The organism is uncultured Microbacterium sp. (genome assembly GCF_947632095.1).
Classification (GTDB): domain Bacteria; phylum Actinomycetota; class Actinomycetes; order Actinomycetales; family Microbacteriaceae; genus Microbacterium.
The window spans coordinates 1-22,516 of sequence record NZ_CANROA010000009.1 but is presented as its reverse complement, the minus strand read 5'-3'; the positions used below and the strand labels follow the sequence as shown (position 1 = coordinate 22,516).

Annotated in this window: 16 protein-coding genes; 6 read left to right on the top strand and 10 right to left on the bottom strand. The window is 67.0% G+C overall.

The genetic code is table 11. The annotated features are described in order from the left end of the window. Nucleotides 1-4 precede the first annotated feature (4 nt). Together Q0Z66_RS04365 and argG are read right to left on the bottom strand one after the other, a co-directional pair. Nucleotides 5-2,659, bottom strand: coding sequence for a penicillin acylase family protein (locus Q0Z66_RS04365; protein WP_298038207.1), 2,655 nt, complete (start codon nucleotides 2,657-2,659; stop codon nucleotides 5-7). A 69-nt stretch (nucleotides 2,660-2,728) separates the two neighbouring features. Continuing rightward, nucleotides 2,729-4,165, bottom strand: coding sequence for an argininosuccinate synthase (argG, locus tag Q0Z66_RS04360; RefSeq protein ID WP_298038204.1), 1,437 nt, complete (start codon nucleotides 4,163-4,165; stop codon nucleotides 2,729-2,731). A 212-nt stretch (nucleotides 4,166-4,377) separates the two neighbouring features. On the opposite strand from argG, the gene Q0Z66_RS04355 reads away from it, so the two are divergent. After that, the gene (locus Q0Z66_RS04355) at nucleotides 4,378-7,677 is read left to right on the top strand and encodes a family 20 glycosylhydrolase (protein WP_298038202.1); all 3,300 of its coding nucleotides are present in this window, start codon (nucleotides 4,378-4,380) and stop codon (nucleotides 7,675-7,677) included. Between the two features lie 220 nt (nucleotides 7,678-7,897). Beyond that, entirely contained in the window at nucleotides 7,898-10,783 is a 2,886-nt protein-coding gene (locus tag Q0Z66_RS04350; protein ID WP_298038200.1) for an LPXTG cell wall anchor domain-containing protein, read from the top strand. A 98-nt stretch (nucleotides 10,784-10,881) separates the two neighbouring features. Here Q0Z66_RS04350 and Q0Z66_RS04345 read toward each other — a convergent pair whose 3' ends face one another. From Q0Z66_RS04345 to Q0Z66_RS04315, 7 genes are read right to left on the bottom strand one after another with little or no spacing between them, the layout of a single operon-like run. Then, the gene (locus Q0Z66_RS04345) at nucleotides 10,882-12,006 is read right to left on the bottom strand and encodes a hypothetical protein (RefSeq protein WP_298038199.1); all 1,125 of its coding nucleotides are present in this window, start codon (nucleotides 12,004-12,006) and stop codon (nucleotides 10,882-10,884) included. After that, the gene (locus tag Q0Z66_RS04340) at nucleotides 12,000-12,755 is read right to left on the bottom strand and encodes a hypothetical protein (RefSeq protein WP_298038197.1); all 756 of its coding nucleotides are present in this window, start codon (nucleotides 12,753-12,755) and stop codon (nucleotides 12,000-12,002) included. The genes Q0Z66_RS04345 and Q0Z66_RS04340 overlap by 7 nt, the downstream gene beginning before the upstream one ends. Further along, nucleotides 12,752-13,768 (bottom strand): VWA domain-containing protein, encoded by a 1,017-nt coding sequence (locus tag Q0Z66_RS04335; RefSeq protein ID WP_298038195.1) that lies wholly within the window; start codon nucleotides 13,766-13,768, stop codon nucleotides 12,752-12,754. Before Q0Z66_RS04335 ends, Q0Z66_RS04340 begins: the two co-directional genes overlap by 4 nt. After that, on the bottom strand, nucleotides 13,765-14,751 hold the full coding sequence (locus tag Q0Z66_RS04330) for a VWA domain-containing protein (protein ID WP_298038194.1): 987 nt from the start codon (nucleotides 14,749-14,751) through the stop codon (nucleotides 13,765-13,767). Before Q0Z66_RS04330 ends, Q0Z66_RS04335 begins: the two co-directional genes overlap by 4 nt. Further along, nucleotides 14,742-15,233, bottom strand: a complete 492-nt coding sequence (locus Q0Z66_RS04325; protein WP_298038192.1) for a hypothetical protein — start codon at nucleotides 15,231-15,233, stop codon at nucleotides 14,742-14,744. The genes Q0Z66_RS04330 and Q0Z66_RS04325 overlap by 10 nt, the downstream gene beginning before the upstream one ends. Beyond that, nucleotides 15,220-16,107, bottom strand: coding sequence for a DUF58 domain-containing protein (locus Q0Z66_RS04320; RefSeq protein WP_298038189.1), 888 nt, complete (start codon nucleotides 16,105-16,107; stop codon nucleotides 15,220-15,222). The genes Q0Z66_RS04325 and Q0Z66_RS04320 overlap by 14 nt, the downstream gene beginning before the upstream one ends. Before the next feature lie 6 nt (nucleotides 16,108-16,113). Beyond that, complete coding sequence (locus tag Q0Z66_RS04315) at nucleotides 16,114-17,079, bottom strand: MoxR family ATPase (RefSeq protein WP_298038305.1); 966 nt, start codon at nucleotides 17,077-17,079, stop codon at nucleotides 16,114-16,116. A gap of 315 nt (nucleotides 17,080-17,394) precedes the next feature. Here Q0Z66_RS04315 and Q0Z66_RS04310 point away from each other — a divergent pair, with 315 nt between their 5' ends. Next, nucleotides 17,395-17,982 carry a hypothetical protein gene (locus Q0Z66_RS04310; protein WP_298038187.1) on the top strand — a complete coding sequence of 196 codons (588 nt, stop codon included), beginning with the start codon at nucleotides 17,395-17,397 and terminating at the stop codon, nucleotides 17,980-17,982. A 40-nt stretch (nucleotides 17,983-18,022) separates the two neighbouring features. On the opposite strand, the gene Q0Z66_RS04305 is transcribed toward Q0Z66_RS04310, so the two are convergent. Beyond that, nucleotides 18,023-18,523 carry a Pr6Pr family membrane protein gene (locus tag Q0Z66_RS04305; protein ID WP_298038186.1) on the bottom strand — a complete coding sequence of 167 codons (501 nt, stop codon included), beginning with the start codon at nucleotides 18,521-18,523 and terminating at the stop codon, nucleotides 18,023-18,025. Between the two features lie 202 nt (nucleotides 18,524-18,725). Between Q0Z66_RS04305 and Q0Z66_RS04300 the strand changes: the two genes are divergently transcribed. From Q0Z66_RS04300 to Q0Z66_RS04290, 3 genes are all read left to right on the top strand, one after another. Beyond that, entirely contained in the window at nucleotides 18,726-19,277 is a 552-nt protein-coding gene (locus Q0Z66_RS04300) for a hypothetical protein (protein ID WP_298038184.1), read from the top strand. A 123-nt stretch (nucleotides 19,278-19,400) separates the two neighbouring features. Next, nucleotides 19,401-21,566 (top strand): adenylate/guanylate cyclase domain-containing protein, encoded by a 2,166-nt coding sequence (locus Q0Z66_RS04295; RefSeq protein WP_298038182.1) that lies wholly within the window; start codon nucleotides 19,401-19,403, stop codon nucleotides 21,564-21,566. Nucleotides 21,567-21,706: 140 nt separating this feature from the next. Beyond that, a partial coding sequence (locus Q0Z66_RS04290) for a mechanosensitive ion channel domain-containing protein (RefSeq protein ID WP_298038179.1) occupies nucleotides 21,707-22,516 on the top strand: 810 nt, incomplete at its 3' end.

The window sequence follows — 22,516 nt, the reverse complement described above, 5'->3', positions numbered from 1 at the left end:
CGGCTCACCCCTTCGGGACGAGACGGAGCGTGTCGATGGTCGCTTCGTCGACCGCCCCGGGCGAGAAAGCCCAGGGGGTCTGGATGCCGGCGGTCCAGTCCTCGGTCTGATCGACGTAGTGCGGGTGGAAGGGGTGGCCGGATGCTCCGGTCAGGTGGTTCCACGTGGAGGCGTCGAAGTCGCTGAGATCGATGACCATGCGCATGGAGGGCACGGTCGTCGTCTCGTAGGAGGTGCCGAGGTTCCAACCGGTGGCGTTGACGACGGATGCTCCGCCGCCGACCCGGTAGGGGCCGCGGTTGAACAGCATCTCGATGGGGACGATGCCGGAGGAGCCGAAGGTGTCGTTGGTCAGAGTGATGGCGTGCAGCCCGCCCCAGTTCCAGGCCGACGGGACATTGCCTTGGAGACCGACGAGCTCGTCGTAGGCCTGTTCCGCGGAGAGCGCGAGCATCGCCTCTTGTCCGTCGACGCCGATCGCCTCGTTGGTCCACAGCGGGTCGTCGGGGTTCGCGAGGAGTTCGGAGACGATCACGAAGAGGCGGGACTGGCTGGTGATGGGCAGCGGCTCGTCCCGGTTCTGGAAGAGGTTCTGGACGAGGTGGGACCAGAGCACGTTGGCATAGGCGGCGCCGGCCGAATCGATGTTGTTCTGGGCGTCCCAGGAGCGCAGCAGCGCGACTGCGGCCTGCGGTCCTTCACCGGAGACCTCGATATCGCCCATCGCGTGCGCGAGGGCCTTGCCGATCCACATCTCGTTGTCGTTCTGGATGTCGCGCATGTCCTGCGCGGTGAGGGGGCCGTCGGCGGCCTTTCGCTCGATGAGATTCACGATGCGGCTGCCGCGGTATCCGTAGTCCCAGTCGCGGGAGAGGAAGTAGTCGTAGTCGGCGTCGTCGATGATCGCGTTGTTCGCGGTGACGATGTATCCGGACGGCGGGTTGTACACGACGGGGAGCTCTTCGAATTCGATGAAGCCGGTCCAGTCATAGCTGCTGTCCCAGCCGGGCTGGGGCAGCCAGCCGTCACCGGCTCCGCGGATCGGCAGCCGACCGGGGGCCTGGTAGCCGATGTTGCCGTCGACGTCGGCGTAGATGAGGTTCTGTGCGGGCACGTCGAAGAGTGCTGCCGCTGCGCGGAAATCGTCGAAGTCGCGTGCCGTGTCGAGGGCGAAGATCGCACTCGCGGTGGTGCCGGCATCCAGAGCCGTCCAGCGCAGGCTGACGGCGTATTCGCCGGAGAGCGCCCCGGCGGCGTCCGACTCTCCGTGCGTCAGAGCTGATCCGTCTGCCATGACCAGACCATCGGCGACGCCGGTGAAGTCGGCGATGAGCCCGGAGATGATCGGTCCGTGCACCGTCGAGCGGATCGTCAGGTCGATGTCGTCACCGCCGGCGACGACGATCTTCTCCTCTCGGACGTCGAGGGGGACGAGGGCGCCGTCGCGCCAGTAGGAGTCGCCGTCGACCTTCTCGATGTAGAGGTCGGCGACGTCGGTCGTGAGGTTGGTGAATCCCCAGGCGACGGTGTCGTTGTGGCCGATGACGATTCCGGGGAGCCCCGAGAACGTAAAGCCTCCGACGTCGAAGGGGCACTCGTCGTTCACCGTGGAGCAGCGCAGCTGCATCTGGTACCAGACGCTGGGCAGCGCGGCGCCGAGGTGGGGGTCGTTGGCGAGCAGGGGCAGACCGGTCTCGGTGAGCGCGCCGGAGACGACCCAGGAGTTGGACCCGATGCCTTCGCCGGCGTCCCCGAGAAGGATCGATGCGGCGGCGATGACGGAGTCTGCCTCCTCCCACTCGATGGTCGAGATCGCCGTCTGCACGTCGTCGTCGGTGGAGTCGATGAAGGATGCCGGTTCCGCATCCGTTTCACTGCCGACGGCGGGCACCGTGGAGATCTTCGGGACGATCACGGGGTTCGAGTCGAAGGGGTATGCCGGATAGAGCTGTTCCAGGAGCGTCAGGCTGTCGGCGGGGGCCGTGTCGTCGCCGATCTCGGCGATGAGCAGAGCGCGTTCGGTCTCATCCTCGATGTTGGTGCGCAGGTCCCAGGCCATGGCCTTCAACCACGCGACGGAGTCCGCCGGCTGCCAGGGCTCCACCTGGTAGTCGGGGTTCTGTATGCCGAGGATCGCATATTCGAGTGACAGGTCGGCGCCGTCGCGCGAGTCGAGGTACGCGTTGACGCCTGCGGCGTAAGCCTCGTAGTAGGAGAGCGTCGTCTCGTCGAGCGCTTCGACCTCCTGCTCGGCGGTTTCGTGCCAGCCGAGCGTGCGCAGGAACATGTCTGTGGCGGCCTGCGATTCGCCGAACAGCTCCGCGACGCGACCGGAGGTCACGTGGCGGCGGAAGTCCATCTCGAAGAAGCGGTCCTGCGCGTGCACGAAGCCCTGTGCGTAGAACAGGTCGTCGGTGCTGTCCGCGGTGATCGTGGGAACGCCCAGAGCATCCCGCTGGACGACGACCTCTGCGCTGAGCCCGGGAGCATCCAGCTCGCCCGTGGTCTGCGGGAACGACCGGTGCACGGTCCAGACGACGAAGAACGCCACCGCGACCACGATGACGACGAGGGCGGCGAGGACGCCGAACACGATGCGTCCGATCTTCCCTCCGATTCCTCGGCGGGGTACGGCGATGGCGGCAGAATCATTCGTCATTGAAAGCTCTTTCGGGCGAAGAGGGCGCGCGCCCCGATCCTTCGGGGGATCAGGGCGCGCGAAGGGTGTTCAGTCGGTGCCGGAGTCGAAGGCTGCGCCCTCGGAGACCGTGTCGACGGCATCCGCGAGCTTCTCGTCCTCGGCGGACAGGTTTCCGTCGGTGATCTCGGATGCCTCGCCCGCGGTGACGCGGCCGACGAGCTCGCCGGTGGCACCGCCGACGAGGCCGAGGCCCGCGTACTGCTCGAGGCGCGAGCGCGAGTCGGCGATGTCGAGGTTGCGCATGGTCAGCTGGCCGATGCGGTCGACGGGGCCGAAGGCGGCGTCGCCGACGCGCTCCATGGAGAGCTTCTCGGGGCCGTACGACAGGTTGGGGCTCGTGGTGTCGAGGATCGTCCAGTCGTCGCCGCGGCGCAGGCGCACGGTGACGGTGCCGGAGATCGTCATGCCGACCCAGCGCTGGATGGACTCGCGGAGCATGAGCGACTGCGGCTCGAGCCAACGGCCCTCGTACATGAGGCGGCCGAGGCGGCGGCCCTGCTCGTGGTAGGTCGCGAGGGTGTCCTCGTTGAGGATGCCGTTGACGAGGCGCTCGTAGGCGATGAACAGCAGCGCCATGCCGGGCGCTTCGTAGATGCCGCGCGACTTCGCCTCGATGATGCGGTTCTCGATCTGGTCGCTCATGCCGAGGCCGTGGCGGCCGCCGATCGCGTTGGCCTCGAAGACGAGGGCCACCGGGTCGGTGTACTCGACGCCGTTGAGGGCGACGGGGCGTCCGCCTTCGAACGTGATGGTGACGTCCTCGGTCTCGATCTCGACCGAGGGGTCCCAGAACTTCACGCCCATGATCGGGTCGACGGTCTCGAGCGAGACGTTCAGGTGCTCGAGGGTCTTCGCCTCGTGCGTGGCGCCCCAGATGTTGGCGTCGGTGGAGTAGGCCTTCTCGGCGGAGTCGCGGTACGGGAAGCCGTGCTCGACGAGCCATTCGCTCATCTCCTGGCGGCCGCCGAGCTCGGTGACGAAGTCGGCGTCGAGCCAGGGCTTGTACACGCGCAGGCGCGGGTTGGCGAGCAGGCCGTAGCGGTAGAACCGCTCGATGTCGTTGCCCTTGTAGGTGGAGCCGTCGCCCCAGATGTCGACGCCGTCCTCCTTCATGGCGCGCACGAGCATAGTGCCGGTGACGGCACGGCCCAGAGGCGTGGTGTTGAAGTAGGTCTTGCCGCCGGAGCGGATGTGGAAGGCGCCGCACTGCAGGGCGACGAGGCCCTCTTCGACGAGTGCGGTCTTGCAGTCGATCAGGCGGGAGATCTCGGCGCCGTACTCGAGCGCGCGGCCCGGGATCGCTTCGATGTCGTCCTCATCGGGCTGGCCGAGGTCGCCGGTGTAGGTGCAGGGGACTGCTCCCTTGTCGCGCATCCACGCGACGGCGACGGAGGTGTCGAGACCACCGGAGAAGGCGATGCCGACGCGTTCGCCGACGGGAAGAGACTGCAGGACCTTGGACATGCTTCCCATTCTATCGGCGCGCGGCGTGTCGTCATACTCGGACCGCGTGCTTCTGCATGCGCTCACATTCACGGTGTGTTTTCGCGGCACAACAGGCGTAGCGCCCGGGTCAACCATTGACATTCTCTGCGAGAAGACCATATGTTAGCGCTGCCATGACTCGCGCGCTGAGGCGCGAGCGGACGATGACCGTCCCCAGCAGAAGGAATTCCGTGACCCACCTGAACTCCCCACCCCGCCGACGTCTTCCCCGGCTCCTGGTCGCCGGCGTCGCCTCCGCCGCTCTCGCACTCGGCACCCTCGCCGTGGCTGGTCCCGCCGCCGCCGCGGTCGACCTGCCCGATGTCATCCCCTCGATCGACGGGTGGGAGTCCTCCGGCGGCACCTTCTCCGCGGCATCCGACATCACGATCGCGCCCGGCGATGGCGGCGCAGCATCCGAGTCCGAGCGCATGGATGCCATCGCCGGCATCCTGCGCGATGAACTCGCCACCCAGTACACCGATGCGAGCATCGCGGAGGGAGGCGACGGCGACATTCGTTTCACCATCGATGCGGACCGTGACGACCTCGGCGACGAGGGCTACGAGCTCGAGATCGACGACAGCATCGTCATCACCGCCGCCGACCCCGCCGGAATCTTCTACGGCACCCGCACCGTCGTGCAGATGCTCACCCAGCAGAGCGAGCTCCCGCAGGGGTCGGTCATCGATGTGCCCGCTTACGAGGAGCGGGGCGTCACGGTCTGCGCCTGCGTCATCAACATCTCGACCGACTTCATCGATCGACTCATCGAGGAGATGGGCTTCCTGAAGCTCAACACGATGCTGGTCGAGCTGAAGCTGAAGGTCGACGGCTACCCCGAGACGAACACCTGGTCGTACTACACGAAGGACGACATCCGGGGGCTCGTCGAGAAGGCGAAGGCCCACGGGATCGACGTGATTCCCGAGATCAACTCGCCCGGCCACATGGAGATCTGGCTGGAGAACCTGCCGGAGCTGCAGCTGACGAACGAGAACACGGGCGCCAAGGACGAGGTCCGCATGGACATCACGAAGGATGCCTCGTTCGACTTCTACACCGACCTGATCGACGAGTACTTCGAGGCGTTCGACAGCGAGTACTGGCACATGGGCGTCGACGAGTACATGCTCGGCAGCGGATATGCCAACTACCCGCAGATCAAGCAGTTCGCCCAGGAGCAGTTCGGTGAGGGTGCGACGGAGAACGACGTCGTCGCCTGGTACGTGAACAAGGTCAACGACTATGTGAAGGCGCAGGGCAAGACGCTGCGCATCTGGAACGACGGCGTCATGGCCGACAACGCCTTTGTGCGCTTCGACACCGACATCATCGTCGAGCACTGGAACCAGGCGGGGTCGTCGATCCGTCCGCAGCAGTTCATCGACTGGGGCCACACGGTCAACAACATCTCGAACTCGCTGTACATGGTGCGCGACGGCTACGGGATCAACAGCCGTGCGCTCTATGACCAGGGCTGGACTCCCGAGCAGTTCTACGGGCAGAAGGTCACCAGCGGCACCGAGGCGATCCTCGGCGCGCGCATGAGCATCTGGCCCGACGGCGGCACCCCCGGCGAGGCGGAGAACACCACCGAGGAGCGGATGTTCGAGCCGCTGCGGTTCGTCGCGCAGTCGACCTGGTCGGCGTCGCGCCCGTGGGACACCTTCGACGGCTTCCGCGCGGCGATGGACACGATCGGCCACGCACCCCTGTGGGATGACGGCGAGCGTCACCCGCTGCCCGAGGGCGCGTTCACGCTGAGCAGCGATGCCGGTGCGCTCTCGGTGACGGACGGGGGACGGCTCGAGATCTCGGATGCCGGAACCGCCCTGACCTTCGCGCAGACCGCCGACGGCTACTACACGATCACCGCCCCCGACGGTCGATGCGTCGACATCGCCCGTGACGGCACGATGCGTTTGAACGTCCCGGTCGGGATCGGGGCCGACCTGCGGGTCGCGGCCTGCTCCGACACGACGATCCAGCGCTGGGAGGTGCGCGAGGCCGATGGCGGATTCACCCTGCGCAACGCCGCCAGTCAGCAGTTCGTCTCGATCTCGGACGGACTCGTCGATGTTCCCGTCGCCGGCGCCGGATTCACCGATGTCGCCGATGGTCGCGTCGTGCAGACCCCGGCCGACTGGGGACGCACCGTGTGGGAGGCCGTGGGAGAGGTGTCGATGACGCCCAAGCCGGCGACGATCTCGCTCGAGCCAGGCACGTCGACCGATGTGTCGTTCACGATCACCAACATGCGCGCCGAGACGGTCGAGGGCGCCTCGGTGCGCGTGGCCGGAACGGCCGCGGGCTTCACCGTGCTGCCGTCGTCCGTCGCGGTCGATGCGCTCGAATCCGGTGCGGCGACCGAGGTCGCCTTCACCGTGCACAACATCGCGGCATCCGGCGGGACCGATTCCGTGGCCTTCGAGATGGTGGATGCTTCGGGCGCCGTCATCGCCTCGGCCGCGGTCTCCACGTCCGCGGTGTGCAGCGCCGACAGCATCCGTCCCGCCGCGATCAGCGACGTATCCAGCGAGCAGACCACCGGGGAGCCGGCGCCGAACGGTCCGGCCGCCGCGGCGATCGACGGCGACCCGGCCACCTACTGGCACACGCAGTGGTCGCCCTCCGATGCGCCCTATCCGCACGCGATCGTCGTCGACCTCGGCGAGGAGCAGTCGATCTGCGGCCTTTGGTACACCGGCCGTTCGTACTCCGGATCGGGCGGTGTCAACGGACGCATCGCCGACTACGAGGTCTACGCCTCGGCCACCGCGTCGACGATCGACGGCGAATGGGGCGACGCGGTCGCGACCGGGACGTTCGCGAACTCCGGTGACGCGCAGCTCGCATCGTTCGCCCCGCAGTCGGCGCGTTATGTGAAGCTCGTCGCTCTCAGCGAGATCGGTGGCAACCCGTGGGCGACGATCGGCGAGCTCGCCGTGGCCGGCCCGGCCGCCGAGCTCCCCGTCTATGAGACAACGCTCGAGATCGGTTCCGCCGAGGTGCGCGCGGGCGGGGAGATCGAGGTCTCCGGAGCCGGCTTCGCGCCCGGTGAGGGCATCTCGTTCGCGCTCGAGCCGGTGGATGCCGCGCCCGGCGCGGCCCGGTCGGCACACGCCTCTGCAGTCGAGGTGACGGTGGCGGCCGATGCGGACGGTGCTTTCGCAGCATCCGTTCCGGTCGCGGCCGACACCGCGGCGGGGGCGTATCGGCTGGTCGTCTCGGGGGCGGCGTCGTCGGCCTCGGCCGCGGCCGACATCACGGTTCTCGCAACTGACGGCGAGCCGGGCGCAGAGCCCGGAGAGACGCCGGGTGCGGAGCCGGGAGACGGCGCTACGGGAGGCAACACGGGCGGCAACGCCGATGGCGACGGATCCCTGGCGGTCACGGGCGTCGAGGTGACCGGGGGCGTCATCGCCGGCATCCTGCTCCTGCTGGCCGGGTTCCTGTTCGTCCGACGTCGTCGCGCAGCGACGAACTGATCATGAGGCGGGGTGTGCGGCGTTCGTGCGCTGCGCACCCCGCCTCGCTGTTTATGCGTGAAGAAGTGAGCTGCACTTCATATCGAGGCCGGGAACATGCATGATTGACCGTTTCCGGAACTGGCGCTGACCAGCAAAAAATAGGCAGTGCGATCCCAGCGGAAATCCGCTATGGTTTGTGCCGGAAGACGAGCGACATGAGTCGCAGGGGGAGTCTGTCGTGCTTCGCTACACCGTTACGGTGACGAACACGGGCAAGGCCACCGGATCCGTGTCGAGGGAGGACGTCCTCACAGACGTCTTGGACGACGCCGACCTGATGTCCGAGCCGGAATCGGACACGGACTCGGTCACCGTCAGCGCAGTCGTTGACGGTCGATTCTCGCTGGGTGGCGAGCTCGCTGCAGGTGCGACGGCGACCGTGACCTATGAGGTGACCGTTCGTGCGGCCGCGGACCGAGGGAATCACATCGCCAACAACTTCCTCGTTCCGCCGGGGGCGACACCGCCCGAGCAGTGCGCGGATGACAGTACCGAGTGCACGAGCACGCCGATGCCTGTGATTGATGCCGTCAAATCGGTGAATCCCGAATCCGGTGAGGCTGTCGCTCCGGGGCAGAACGTGACGTACACCCTGACATTCAGCAACACCGGGAATGCGGCAGGCCGTGTGAGCTACGTCGACGATCTGGCTGGTGTGGTCGATGACGCGTCCTTGGCAGCGGGTCCGACTTTCGGACCGTCTCTCGACGCTGAGCTGACCTCAGACGATCTTCTTCTGATCGAGGGCCAGCTGGATGCCGGTGAAACGGAGGAGGTCACGTACACCGTGACGGTTCTCCCCGATGGCCAGCGCGGCGACAACGTGCTCGGAAACATCCTGGCTCCATCGAACGCGGAGGATCCGCAGTGTGGAGACGTCGGAGTGACGTGCACCCAGAACCCGGTGCCTTTGCTGACGCAGTGGAAGAGTGTGAGTGCGTCGGAGAGCCCGGTTGCTGCGGGGACTGTTCTGACGTATACGTTGTTCTTCGCGAATGATGGTGAGGCTGCTGCGACGGTTGATTCGGTGGATGATCTGACGCATGTTCTCGATGATGCTGATGTTGTGGTCGAGCCGTCGTCGGATGTTCTGACGGTCAGTCGTGAGGGTGTACGGATCTCGGTGACGGGTTCTGTGGATCCTGGTGAGACGGCTTCGGTGTCGTATGAGGTCGTGGTGCGCGCTGATGGTGAGCGGGGTGATGATCTCGCGGCGAACTTCTTGATGGTCAATGATCCGGAGAATCCTCCTGTGGTGCCGGAGGTGCCGACGTGTCAGCCTGCTGATGCGGAGCTGCCCGATTGCACCAGCACGCCCATCGGTCGGATTCTGATGAGCAAGGCCGTATCGGCGAGCACCGACCCGGTCGGCGAGGGAACCGTGTTGACGTACACGCTGACCTTTGACAACCAGGGCGAAGCGAACGCTGTGGTCGATCACGAAGACGTCCTGTCCGATGTGCTCGACGATGCCACGCTGACCGATGCTCCCGCAGCGTCGTCCCCCGCGCTCAGCGTCTCCGAGGTCGTCGACGAGCGCTTCTCGGTCGAAGGTGATCTCGAGGCCGGAGCAACGGTGACGGTGACTTACAGCGTCACGGTCAATGCGGCGGACATGCGCGGCAACAATGTGGCGAACAACTACCTTGTGCCGGCCGGTGAGGAACCGCCGACGGAGTGCGCGGAGGACAGCGTCCTGTGCACGAGCACACCCTTGCCTCTCCTCGCCGTCTCCAAGAGCGCTGACCCGGCATCCGGCACTGCGGTGGAGGCCGGCCAGGAGATCACGTACACGCTTTCCTTCACCAATGAGGGAGAAGCGTCGGGGGAGGTCGACTTCTCCGATGATCTGAGCGGTGTCCTGGACGACGCGGCTTTGACGGCAACGGCCGAGAGTGATTCGCCGACGCTCGTCGCCAGCACCGGCACGAACGGAACCGTTCGCGTGACGGGAATGCTCGCCCCTGGGGCGACAGTGACGGTGACATACGTGGTGACGGTCAACCCCGACGGGGAGCGGGGCGACAACATGCTCCGCAACCTGGTGGCTGCGACGGGAACGGAGGACCCTGATTGCGCGGACCCCGGCGTCGCCTGCACGGAGCACCCCGTCGGCGAACTCATGGCGTGGAAGACGGTCGACCCCGCCAGCGGCACGTCTCTGGCACCAGGAGCGGAGGCGACCTACACGCTGCACTTCGAGAACGTCGGTCGCGCTCCTGTCGGAGTCGATATGGCGGATGACCTCAGCGGAGTCCTGGACGACGCCGAGATCACCGCTGCGGCGACGGTCTCGAGCGCAGCGCTGAGCGTATCGCCCATCGTCGACGGTCGGATGAGCATCGAAGGAGTCCTGCCCGCCAGCGACTACGTCACGGTCACATACAGTGTGACGGTGAAGCCCGATGGTGCGCGTGGCGATGACCGTCTGGGGAACTTCCTTCTGGATGCGGACCAGCCGACCCCGGAAGAATGCGTTGACGCGAGCGTCGAGCGTCCTCGATGCACGATCAACTACGTCTCGATGATCTCTGTCGTCAAGAGCAGCGACCCTGTTTCGGGGACGGAGATCATCCCGGGTGAGCGGGTGACTTACACGCTGACATTCACCAACGGCGCGCGTGAAGAGGGCGCTCCCGCAGTCGAGATCGACTACACCGACCACATGGCCGATGTGCTCGACGACGCGACGCTGCTCGACGGTCCGACAGCAACGGATCCGCTGCGAGCGGAGACCGTCGACGACACGATCCGGGTGACGGGTGAACTCGCCTCCGGCGCCAGCGCGACGGTCACGTACGCTGTCGTCGCGAAGGACTACGACCAGCAGGGCAACCACCTATTGGGGAACGTCATCGCGGTGACCGGCGAGACCCCGGTCTGCGCGGAGGACTCCCCGCTCTGCACGGAGCATCCGCTGGTTCCGGTGCCGCCGCTTCCTGCGACGGGTCTGGACTCCTCCGTGGGGGCCGTGGGACTCGCCGGTGCACTGGCGCTGATCGGTCTGACGGTCGTGCTCCTCGCACGCCGCAAGCGGAACGAGACGGACGTCCAGAGCGTGTAGTTCTGACGCACGAGGAAAACTGCCCGCGCCCCTGTCCAGGGGCCGGGCAGTTCTTCGTGATGCGGGGTGCGCAGCGCGCATGCGCTGCGCACCCCGCATCAGAACCCGTCGTAGTCCTGCATCAGTTCGGAGAACTCCTCGGCGTCGTCCTCGCTGAGCAGTTCGGGGGCGAGGAAGAAGATCTCCAGGCCTTCCATCGGCACCCCGCTCTGCGCGGTCTCGGCCTCACGTTCGGCGGCGAGTTCGCCGGCCGGGTCGTTGGAGAGGTCGTAGAGGATCGCGTAGAACCGCATCGGGTCGGGGTAGTTGTCGGTGTACCACTCCCAGGTGTGCTGCGTTTCGGGGTCGGCGGTTCCGTAGAAGCGCTGGAGGATGGTGTCGTCGAGGCTGGATGCGGGGTCGTTGAACGAGTAGAGGCTGTACATGCCGCGCTCGACGAGGACGTCCTCGATGACGTTCATGACCTCGATCTTGCGGGTGTAGTCCTGGATCGGTTCGTTCGTGATCCAGCTCTGCGAGGTGTAGCTGACGAGCATGGATTCGCCGCCGTGCCCGTTGCGTTCGTTGCGCAGCGACTCGTCGCCCGACTGCGTCCAGGTGTAGCCGTACCTCTCACTGAGCCGCTGGCGCACGTCGGCGAGGGCGGCGTCGCTCTCGGCACGTACGTCTTCGAGCGACATCTGCGCGAGTACCGTGCTCTCGGAGACCCCGGGGATCCCGGGATACGCCTCGGCGAATTTCTGCTCCTCGGTCTTCTGGCCCTGATAGTTGCCGGATGCAGAGGTCTGCAGCGCGCTCATGCCGCCGACGGTGGCGATGTTCAGCAGCAGGGTGATCGTGAGGGCGATGCCTCCGAGCATCCGCCCGCGTCGGCTGAGGCAGGCGGCGATCACGACTCCGACGATGACGAGCTGCAGCACGAGCAGGGTGATCCCGTAGAGCAGGTCAGTGCCGCCGCTGAGGAGGATCGACAGGAGCACGAGTACGAACAGGATCGCCGCGATGAGGGCGATCCAGCCGAGGGGACCGGCCGCGCGCTTCTCCGCCGGTGCGCGATCTGCGGATGCTTCGGCAGCCGGTGCCGCCGTGAGGAGCGGGAAGCCCCGCGGGTCGACGAGCGCGGCGGTGCGCCGAGCGCCGTGATAGCCGCCGGCGGGAGGGACGGGAGGTGCGCCCTCGGTGCCGCCGAGGTATCGGGAGCGCTGCTTGTCGGGCTCTACCATGGCTTGTCCGTTCCACCGCCGGGACCCTCGTCGCCGCCGTTCTGCTGCTGGCGCTCTTCGGCGCCCTGCTCGAGCTTCTGTTGCAGTTCGTCGAGCTTGTCCTGTTGGGGCTGCTGCGGTTGCTCCTGCTCGCCCCCGCCCTGGTCATCGGGCTGCTCCTGCTGCTGTTCGCTCTGCTGCTGCTTCTCCTGCAGGCGCTCCTGGAGCTGTTCGAGGGTGTCGCTCATGCTGCGGTCGGGGTCGGGGGACTGCCCGTCGGCCTCGTCGGATTCGCACTCCTTCGGCGTCTGCGCGGTCACGAGGAGCGCTTCGCCGTAGAGCTGGGCGGCTCCGGGGCCGTCTCCGTCGCCGAGTGCGGCGTCTCCCTGGCGTTCGATGACGATCGCGAGGTTGACGTGCACGGCGCAGACTTCGAGGCCCGCGGCCAGGGGGAGTGCTTCTTCCAGTTTTGTGCGCGCCGTATCGAGGTCTTCCGCGCCGGCGAGGGCCGTGCCGACGTTGTACGGGGCGATGAAAGGCTGGAACCAGTTGAGGAACTCCTGGCCCTGCGCCGCCGTGGTCGACCCGGCGTAGTCGTCGACGACGTACGTCGAGACGGCCTGATGGGCGAAGGCGTACATGCTCAGCAGTTTGCCGACGAAGAGCAGGGCGGCGAGCGTCAGGGGGAGGGTCGCGATGGCGACCCAGCGGCGGATGCTGCGCCGGCGGCGATTCGAGGCGAGGAGGGCTGTCGCGGCATCCAACGTCATCGGGCACCTCCGTGGATGGCCTCGCCGCGCATACGTGCGAGGAGAACCGTCGCCCGGGCGATCTCGATACCGAGTGCCGCGATGATGACGAGCGCGAAGATCCAGTACAGCTCGATGATGTTGCCGACCTCTCCGGATGCGGCGTAGTCGGTCGTCGTCGTGGGGGCTTCGGGGAGTTCGATCGCCGTGTCGGCGCTGCGCAGCAGATAGGGGATGCCGAGGTCGGCGCCGATGGCCTGCAGGTTCGCGTCGTCCACGACCGACAGTGCCTGCTGGCCCTGGTATTCGATGTATTCGACGCCGCCGTCCGCGGCATCGAAGGACCCGGTCGTGATGCGCATGGGGCCGCCGTCGCTCGTGCCGTAACCGAACACGGCACCGCCGTCGACGTAGGCGGCGCTGCCGGAGAACGAGTCGGGTTCATCGCTGATCGTCTGCTCGCCGTCGCCCAGGTAGAACACCATGCGTGAGCGGTCGGGGGCGGATTCGGCGGCTGCGGAGAGGACGTCCTGCAGCATCGTGCTCGCGATGCTGATGGAGCTGCCCTTCGACTGCACGGTGACCTCGGGCCGCACGATCTCCACGGCGGAGATCAGCGCGGTCGTATCGGTCGTCAACGGCAGACGCTGCTGGGCGGAGGCGTCGAAGGTGATGAGCGAGAACCTCGCGCCGGGGTACTCCTCGACGATTGATTGCACATCGGCTCGCACGCCCTCCAGACGCTGCTCGGATCCGTTCCAGTCCTCCGCGGCGATGCTCGCGGTCGTATCGAGGACGATGATGATGTCGGTGTCGGTCGCGAGGGTCTGAGAGGTTCCGCCGGGGATGCCGGGGCGCAGGAGCATGCCGAAGGCGGCGAGCAGCATGACGATGCGCAGAGCCCACATCAGCGGACCGGCTGCGCCCGGGGCCGGTGTGCGGATCGCCCGGACCAACAGCCATACGGTGAGAGCGAGCACCGGGGTGAACAGCAGGATCAGCAGGAAAACGTTGAGGACGGGCTGGAAGATCACAGGCGCACCCTCCACATCAGCACGATGAAGGCGAGTCCGAGCACCAGCAGCACGGCGATCCAGGCATTCGGGGTGTCGGCCCAGACGACCTGCGCCTGGCCGCGCAGCTCGGTGGCATCCTGCTCCTCGACGTCGGCGATGATGTCGGCGACCGTCGTCGTCTCGCGCAGGCCGTACGACTCCCCGCCGGTGGAGCGGGCGGCGGCGACGAGTTCGTCGCCGGGACCGGCATCGATGTCCTGCACCGGGTTGAGCGCGAAGACCCGCACGCCGACGGAGGAGGCGTAGTCGGCCGCCTCCTGCAGGGTGACGATGGATGCCCCGGCCACCTCGTTGTCGGTGGCGAGGATGATCGACCGGCTGCGCTCGTCGTCGAGGTGGTCGAAGCGCATGGCGCACGAGGCGAGGCCGTCGCCGATCAGGGATGCTCCGGGGCCGTTGAGCGTACCGACCCAGTGCTCGGGGATCTCATCCATGTAGTCGAAGCTCGACCGGATGCTCTCCAGGTGCGTGCGGATGAAGTCGTAGTCGTCGGTCAGGGGGAAGACCTGCACGGGGGAGGAGTTGAAGATCGTCAGACCGATGCGTTCGCCTTCGAAGCCGTCGAGCAGCTCCTCGAACACCGTGAGCACTTCGACGTCGACATCGCTCATGGAACCGGAGACGTCGAGGCAGAGCATGATGTCGCGGCTCGTGTTGACGGGTTGGATCGTCTGGGACGAAAGCGGGCGAGCCGCGATGACACCGCCGATCAACGTGGCGATCACGCCGAGGACGATGACCCCGGAGAGGGCGACCGTGCGGCGGCGCACGGCGCTCTGGAACGACGGGAGCGCACGCACGCGCTCGGCGCGGGCGATGGGTGCGCTCGCCGCATCGACCCGGTGCGCGGGGCGGCGGAGCCCGATCAGCAGGCCGAGTCCGATGGCCGCGATGACGACCCCGGCGGCGACCAGAATCATCCAGCTGTTCGCTAGTGCCATGACGCCACCACCGTTCGAGCTGCTGCCGCGCCGGCGAGCGGGTCGACTGCTGCACCCCGCCGGAAGATGCTCGGGTAGTAGTGCCGCTGCAGCGCGTCGATCAGTGCAGGCTGCACCTCGATGCGTCGCAGATCGTCGAGGGAGAGCACGGGCGCTTCGAGTCCGCTGTACTCGTTGACGAACGTTCGCACGGTGCGGCTGAGCTCGATGTTCGCCTGGCGCGCAGTGATCGCCCCGGCGCGGTATTCGGCCTCGATGCGATCGATCTGCGCGGAATATTCCATTCGGAGCATATTCAGCACTTCGTGCACCGGCGGGGCGGCTGGAGCCTGCTGCCCCGGAACGGAGATGCTCGTACGCGGACGGGTCAACAGGATCAGCAGGAACGCCCCGAGGATCAGCAGCGCGATGATCCCCAGCGCCAGCAGCAACCACCCCCAGCCGTACTGCGTCGGCGGGTACAGCTCATCAGGAGCGGACATTCGCCCTCCTGTTCAGCAGGTGGAGCAGGCGGCTCACGGCACCGTCCTGCGCGTCGAGCTCGGTGCGGCTGATCTCGAGGCGGTCGAGCAGCGCATCGCGGCGCTGTGCGTCGGCGCGGGACCGGGCATCCAGCTCGGCGAGCACCTCGCGCTCGCCGTGCACGAAGTCCGGCACGGCCCAGCGCGTGTCGACATCGGCGCGCGCACCGGCACCCGACCGGGCCAGCACGGGGCCGGCATCCTGCACCGTCAGCCACAGCATGTCGTGCTGCACGCGCAGACGGCGCAGCAGTCGCTCGGTCTCATCCGTGATCGGTGCCTCATCCGTGACGACGACGACGATCATGCGCCGGGCGATCGTGCGGGCGACGTACGACAGCAGGGCGTCGCGATCGTTGGGAGCCTGCGCCTCGGCGACCGCGCGATCGATCGAGCGCAGGGCGTGCTCGAGCGCTCCCTCGCTGCGGCCCGGAGCGCGCCGGTGGACGCCTGCGGAGTCGCCGTGCACCACGCTGAAGTCATCGCCATGACGCAGGGCGAGGATGCCGAGGGTGCCGGCGGCGAGAATCGCCAGGTCTTTCTTGGGCTTCTCGTCCGGCGCGAGCGCGCTCATCGAACGGCCCGTGTCGACGACGAAGAGCACGGTGTGCATGCGATTGGCGCGGTGCCGCTTGACCAGCGGCGAGCCCATGCGGGCGGTGGCCCGCCAGTCGATGTCACGCACTTGATCGCCGTACTCGTACTCGCGTAGGTCCTCGAAGTCGAGGCTGCGGCCGTGCAGGAGCGACGCGTAGGCGCCGTCGAGCGCGTGCATCGACTTCTGGGAGGAGTGGATGAAGAGCTTGCTCTTCACCTGGGTGATCAGGCTCGGCATCGGGGATTACGGGGTCGGCACCGCGCCGAAGATCTCGTCGATGATCTGCTCGCTGTGGATTCCTTCGGCGTCCGCCTCGAAGGTGAGCAGCACCCGGTGGCGCAGCACGACGTGGCGCAGGGTGCGGATGTCTTCGGGCAGCACGTGGTTGCGGCCGTTGAGCAGGGCGAGCGCGCGGGACGCCTGCAGGAACGCGATGCTCGCGCGGGGGCTCGCGCCGTACTTGATGAGGCGGGCGCGCTCCTCGCCGATGTAAGGCCCGGGGTTCCGGGTCACGTAGGCGATGGAGACGATGTAGTTGCGGATCGCGGCATCCACGTAGATGCGGGAGGCAACATCCTGCAGCGAACGGATGTCCTCGAGCGATACGGCGCCGGCGACGTGCCGGTCGGGGTCGAGGACGCCGGAGTCGATGCGTCCGAGGATCTCGAACTCGTCGGCGGGGCTCGGGTACTCGACGATCTCCTTCAGCAGGAAGCGGTCCATCTGGGCCTCGGGCAGCTCGTAGGTGCCCTCCTGCTCGATGGGGTTCTGCGTCGCGATGACGAGGAACGGCTGGGGCAGGTGGTGAACCTCGCCGCCGATCGTCGTCTGGTGCTCCTGCATCGCCTCGAGCATCGCCGACTGGGTCTTGGCGCTCGAGCGGTTGATCTCATCCAGCAGCACGAAGTTCGCGTGCACCGGGCCGAGCACGGTGCGGAACGATCCCGTGTGCGCGTCGTAGATCTGGTTGCCGGTGATGTCGCTGGGCAGCAGGTCTGGGGTGCACTGGATGCGCTTGAAGCTCGCCTGGACGGTGTCGGCGAGGGTGGATGCGGCGGTCGTCTTCGCGAGCCCGGGCACCGATTCGAGGAGGATGTGGCCGCCGGCGATGAGCGCGACGAGCAGGCTCGTGCGCAGGCGCTCCTGGCCGACCATTTTCACGGAGTACGCGTCGGAGATGACCCGGATGGTCTCGGCCGCCTGGCGCATCTCGGCATCCGTCGGTGCCGGCTTCGCGTCGGCGGATGCTGTCGGCTTCGCGCTCGCGGCGGGGCGGGCCTGCTGCGCTGCGGGCGCCGGGGGCGTCGAGAACAGCTGTTCGGCGGGCGACGGCGCGGCCGGCGGGGGAGGAGGAACAGCCGGGCTCCCGTTCGGGGCGGTGTAGGGCTGGTTCATCTTCGTCTCCTCAGTCGCCGGCGCGGGGACATGACGAGTCGGTCCCCGCAGAACAGGGTAACCGCTCGCCGTGTCCCCGCCTGCACCGGGTCGAGTTCGTGTGGCGGGACGCTTGTAATCTGTGATCTCGTGACCTTCGAGAGTGTGACCGATGCGCTGTGCCGGTATGAGGCGGAGCTTGACCGCATCGGATTCCGTCATGATTTCGCTGACGGGCTCACCCCGCATCAGCTTCACGAGATCGAGGCGGAAGCGGGGTTTCGGCTCTCGCAGGACGCGCGCGCAGTGTGGTCCTGGCACGGCGGCACGTCCGTGCCGAGCGGCCAGCCGTGCACGCAAGCATCGACCATTGTGCCCTTCGGAATTTTCCCTGGTATCCGAAGCGCGATAACGACGGGGAAGGGCATCGCCGATTCAGCGGCGGAAGCCGAACAGATCGCTTTCGATGAGAAGCGTTTCCTCTCTCTGTGCTGGTTAGGTCAGGATCCCTTCTTCATTGACTCGACGGATCCCGATGCGCCTGATTCACCGACGCTGCGAACCGTGTGGGGCGAGGGCATCTTCACTGTGCCTGCCATCACTGTCACCGAACGGGTCGAGCTCTGGATCAACGCAGTCCAGACCGGCGCGTGGTACGTGGACGACACAGGCAGGCTCAACGAAGACTTCTCGCTATTACCCGAAGCGCACCGCTTCCTGCTCAGCTGGGGGCCTTGACGATGGGACGGACGCTTCTTCATTGAGCATCATCAAGAAGTCAGGCGCGTGACGATACTGGGCGTGCGGTCGGAAGCGTGCCGCGCACCCGCCCGATCGCGATCACCCCGGCCGCGACGCCGATGATCGCCGCGGCGATGCCGACGATGTACGCCGCGACACCGAGGTACCCGCCCTGCAGGTGCGGGTCGAGGAATGGGTACGGATACCACCACGGGTTGCCGGTGGCCGGTCCGGTGATGAGGTTCGCGCGGATCAGCGTGTAGCCAGCCCAGAGGATCGGGAAGACCACGGCGATACCCAGTGCGCCCCATCCGAGCGCGCGTCGTCGCGGCGCGAACACGGCATCCAGCAGCATCACCGCAGGGATGATCACGTGCAGGGTCTCGTTGGTCCAGGCGTCGGAGAGCCCGGCGATCGGGATGCTGCGCAGAAGCAGGTTGTAGACCACACCCGTCACGACCATGTACGTCGTCGAGCACAGGAAAAGCACGGCGAGCCAGGTCGGCTCCACCGATGCTGATCGGCGGGTGCGCAGCATCCATTCATCGTTCCTCCGCGGTCAGGGTAGCGGGCCACGGGTCTCATCGTCGATGCACAAGAACCCCACCCTCATCCGCGTAGGCTGTCGCGCAGCAGCATCCTCCGAAGGACACATCCGCAAGGAAGACCCGATGCCTCACACTGATAGGTCCCGATCCACGGCACCGAGGTCCGGTCGCCGTGTCAGTGCGGGATTGTGCGTGCTCGTCAGTGGGTTCGTCGCGATCGTCTTCGGCGCCTTCGCGATCGGGCTGGTCAGGGACGATCTGCACATCAACTGCAGCATGTTGCCACCCGGCTCAGAGGGGGCGGGTGAGTGGATCTGCAGTGACGGCATCGGGTACATCGGCATCGCTGCAGCGCTCGGTGCGGGTTGGCTTCTCGTCGTCGTGGCTGGCGTGATCGTCGCCTTCGCTGTCCGCGACGGCCGGGACGCACGCCTGTTCCTGGTGCTTCTCGCAGCGGCTTCGATGATGTGGGGGACGACGGTGACCGGGCTCGCATCCGTGCCGACGGGAGCCGGGTATTGGGCGGTTGCGGTGGGTCCGGCGGCGCTCGTCGGCATCCTCGGGATCGCGGTTGGGGCGTGGAGTCTCCGTCTTCGCGAACGGATGTCATGGATAGCGGGGCTCGCCGCCGCCGTAGCGATCGCGATCGCGGCGGTACTGCAGCCGGGCCTGAGCCTCACCATGATCCCCGCGGTCGGGCTGCTGCTCGCTGCTGCTCTTCGCACCCAGCCGCGCAGGATGTGACGTTTCACTCTCGACGCTGATGACCGCGTACCACTAGGGTTTCGGGTGCGGGCGATGGTTGCCCTGTGCGTGGGGGCGCAGCGGTCTGGAGATTACGGATCAGCGGTGAGTCGGGAGCAGAGGGTGTCGGAGAAGATCGCCACGGAGGACGGTTCGTCGTCGACACGCAGGAGGGCGCGTCTTTCGCACGTCGGATTGAGTATCCAGTCCAAGCTGCTCATCATGCTGCTGGGTGTGAGCCTCGTCTCCTCCATCGTCGTCGGGGCGATCGGCTTCATCAACGGCCGCGACTCGCTGCATGAGGCCGCCGTCGACCAGCTCACGACGATCCGCTCCATGCGGGCCGCGGAGGTCGACACGGCGTTCAACGGCTTCCGGCTGTCGGCGGCGCTGGACTCCCGCAACCTCAGCGCGCAGACCCTGTCGCGCGAACTCAACGCCGCATTCGACGAGCTCGACGAGACGCCGTTGACTGACGATCAGCGCGCCGAGCTGCAGGCCTACTACGCCGACACGTTCGTGCCGGCGCTGGAGGAGTCGATGCAGACCGAGTACAGCGACTCCGCCTTCATCCCGGAATCCGATGCGGGTCAGTACCTGCAGCTGCAGTGCACGACCCGCGTGCAGGATTTCGACGCGGATTATGACCCGCAGCTCCGGGCGAACGACGCGGGCGACGGAACGGCCTATTCGGCTGCGGCCGACCAGTACGGCGACTACTTCGCGCGTCTCGTCGAAGAGGACGGCTACGAGGACGTCCTGCTGATGAACCTCGAGGGCGATGTCGTGTTCTCGGCGTACAAGGGCGTCGACCTCGGAACCAACCTCAACACGGACGCCTACCGCGACACCCCGTTCGCCGAGGCCTACCGACAAGTGGTGGCCAGCAACAGCGTCTCGACGTTCACCTATGTCGATTACGACTATTGGATCCCGTCGCTCGGCAACCCGACCCTGTGGACCGTCACGGCGGTCGGCAATGACACGGAGATCACGGGCGTCATGGCCTTTCAGGTCTCGCTCGGCGCGATCAACGACGTCATGACCGGTTCGGAGAGCTGGACGCAGCAGGGACTCGGCGACACCGGTGAGGTCTATCTGGTTGGACGCGATGGGATGCTGCGGAGCAACTCGCGCACGCTCATCGAGAACCCCGAGGAGTACGCGGCCGCGGCGATCGCCGGGGGAACCAGCCCGCGCATCGCCGAGCGCATCGCCGAGATCGGCGGGGCCGTGCTGCTGCAGCCGATCGATACGCCCGCCGTCACGGAAGCCATGGCGGGCCGCAGCGGAACCGTGACGGGCGTCGACTATCTCGGCCAAGAGAGCGTGATGGCGTACAGCCCGCTCGAGATCGAGGGGCTCGACTGGGTCATCGTCGCGAGCATCGACACCTCGGAGGCGTTCGGGCCGGTCGCCGCATTCACGCGGACCGTGCTGTTGTCGCTGTTGGCGATCATGCTCGGCGTCGCGCTGCTGTCGCTGGTGCTCGCGCAGGTATTCACACGCCCCGTGCACCGTCTCGTGCAGGCCGTCCGCCGGGTGGCGGAGGGCGACCTCGACGTGCAGGTGCCGCAGGGGGCGCGCGACGAGTTCGGCGATCTGGGTAAGGCGTTCAACGACATGGCCTCGAGCCTGCGCATCAAGCAGGACCTCATCGAGGAGCAGCAGCGCGAGAACGAGAAGCTTCTGCACACGCTGATGCCGCAGTCGGTGGCCGCGAAGTACAAGCAGGGCGACGAGGTCATCACCGAACTGCACGAGGACGTCTCGGTGGTGTTCGCCGAGTTGGTCGGCTTCGGCGACTATGCCGCGAAGCTCACGGCCGAGGAGGAGATCGGCCAGCTCAACACTCTGATGCGCGGCTTCGATGAGGCGGCGGAGAAGTGCGGTGTCGAGAAGGTGCGCACGCTGCACGGCGGCTATCTCGCCTCCTCCGGACTCGTCGTCCCCCCCCGGGTCGACAACGTGCGCCGCACGGTCGATTTCGCGCAGGCGCTCGTCGATGTCGTGGGTCGCTTCAACGCGCAGAACGGCACATCGATCGCGGTTCGCGCCGGCGTCGACACGGGCAGCGTCTCCAGTGGTCTGGTGGCGCGCACGAGCCTGGCCTACGACCTGTGGGGGGATGCTGTGAACTTCGCCTACCGGGTGCGATCGGTCACGGGTGACCCCGGCATCTACGTCAGCCAGGCGGTTCGCGACCGCACGGGCGATCTCATCTCCTACGTCGAGGCCGGAACGGTCGAGGCGGGAACGGGCCGCGAAACGGTCTGGAAGGTCGCCTGACATGACCGAGGCATTCCAGGACGGATGGGCGTGGTGGGTGATCGCGCTCGCGGTGGGCGTGCCGGTGCTGCTCGTCGCGCTGACCGAGGCGATCGGATTCACCACTCGAACGGGGCAACCCCGTCGAGAAGCCTCTGCGGATGCTGCGCAACTGGGTGGTCCCCGTCGGCGCGATCCTCGCCCTGCTGATCTTCGCCTTCCGCTCACCGGCCGAACAGGTGTGGGTGCGCGTGGTCGCGACGGTCTTCGGGTTCCTCGTGATCCTGCTCGTGCTCTCCGCCTTCAACGTCGCGCTCTTCGCGAATGCGAAGGCGGGTTCCTGGCGGGAGCGCATCCCGTCGATCTTCGTGGAGATCGCCCGCCTCGTGCTCGTCTGCCTGGGCCTGGCGCTGCTGTTCTCCTGGGTGTGGGATGCCGATGTGGGCGGTCTCATCACGGCGCTCGGCGTCGGATTGATCGTCATCGGCCTCGCCCTCCAGAACGCTGTGGGCGGTATCATCTCGGGGCTTCTGCTGCTGTTCGAGCAGCCGTTCAAGATCGGCGACTGGCTCGATGTCGGGGGCACCCGGGGACGCGTCGTCGAGGTGAATTGGCGCGCCGTGCACATCGACACCGGTTCCGGCATCCAGATCGTCCCGAACTCGAGCCTGTCGGGGGCATCGTTCACGAACATGACCGAACCGGACGGCCCCTACTCGGCGAAGGCCGATGTCTCCTTCTCGACGGACGACCCGCCCCACGAGGTCATGGCACTCCTCGTCGAGGTCGCCTCGGGGCTGCCCATGATCGCCGCGGGGGAGCAGGCGAGCGTCAGCTACTCCGGCGGCGGGAAGTTCCACGTCTCGATTCCGGTGGCCGGGCCCGGACAGGCCTCGCGCACCCTGTCGATGTACCTCTCCTGGCTCTGGTACGCCGCCCGCCGCAAGAAGTTCGCTCTCGACGGCGACGGC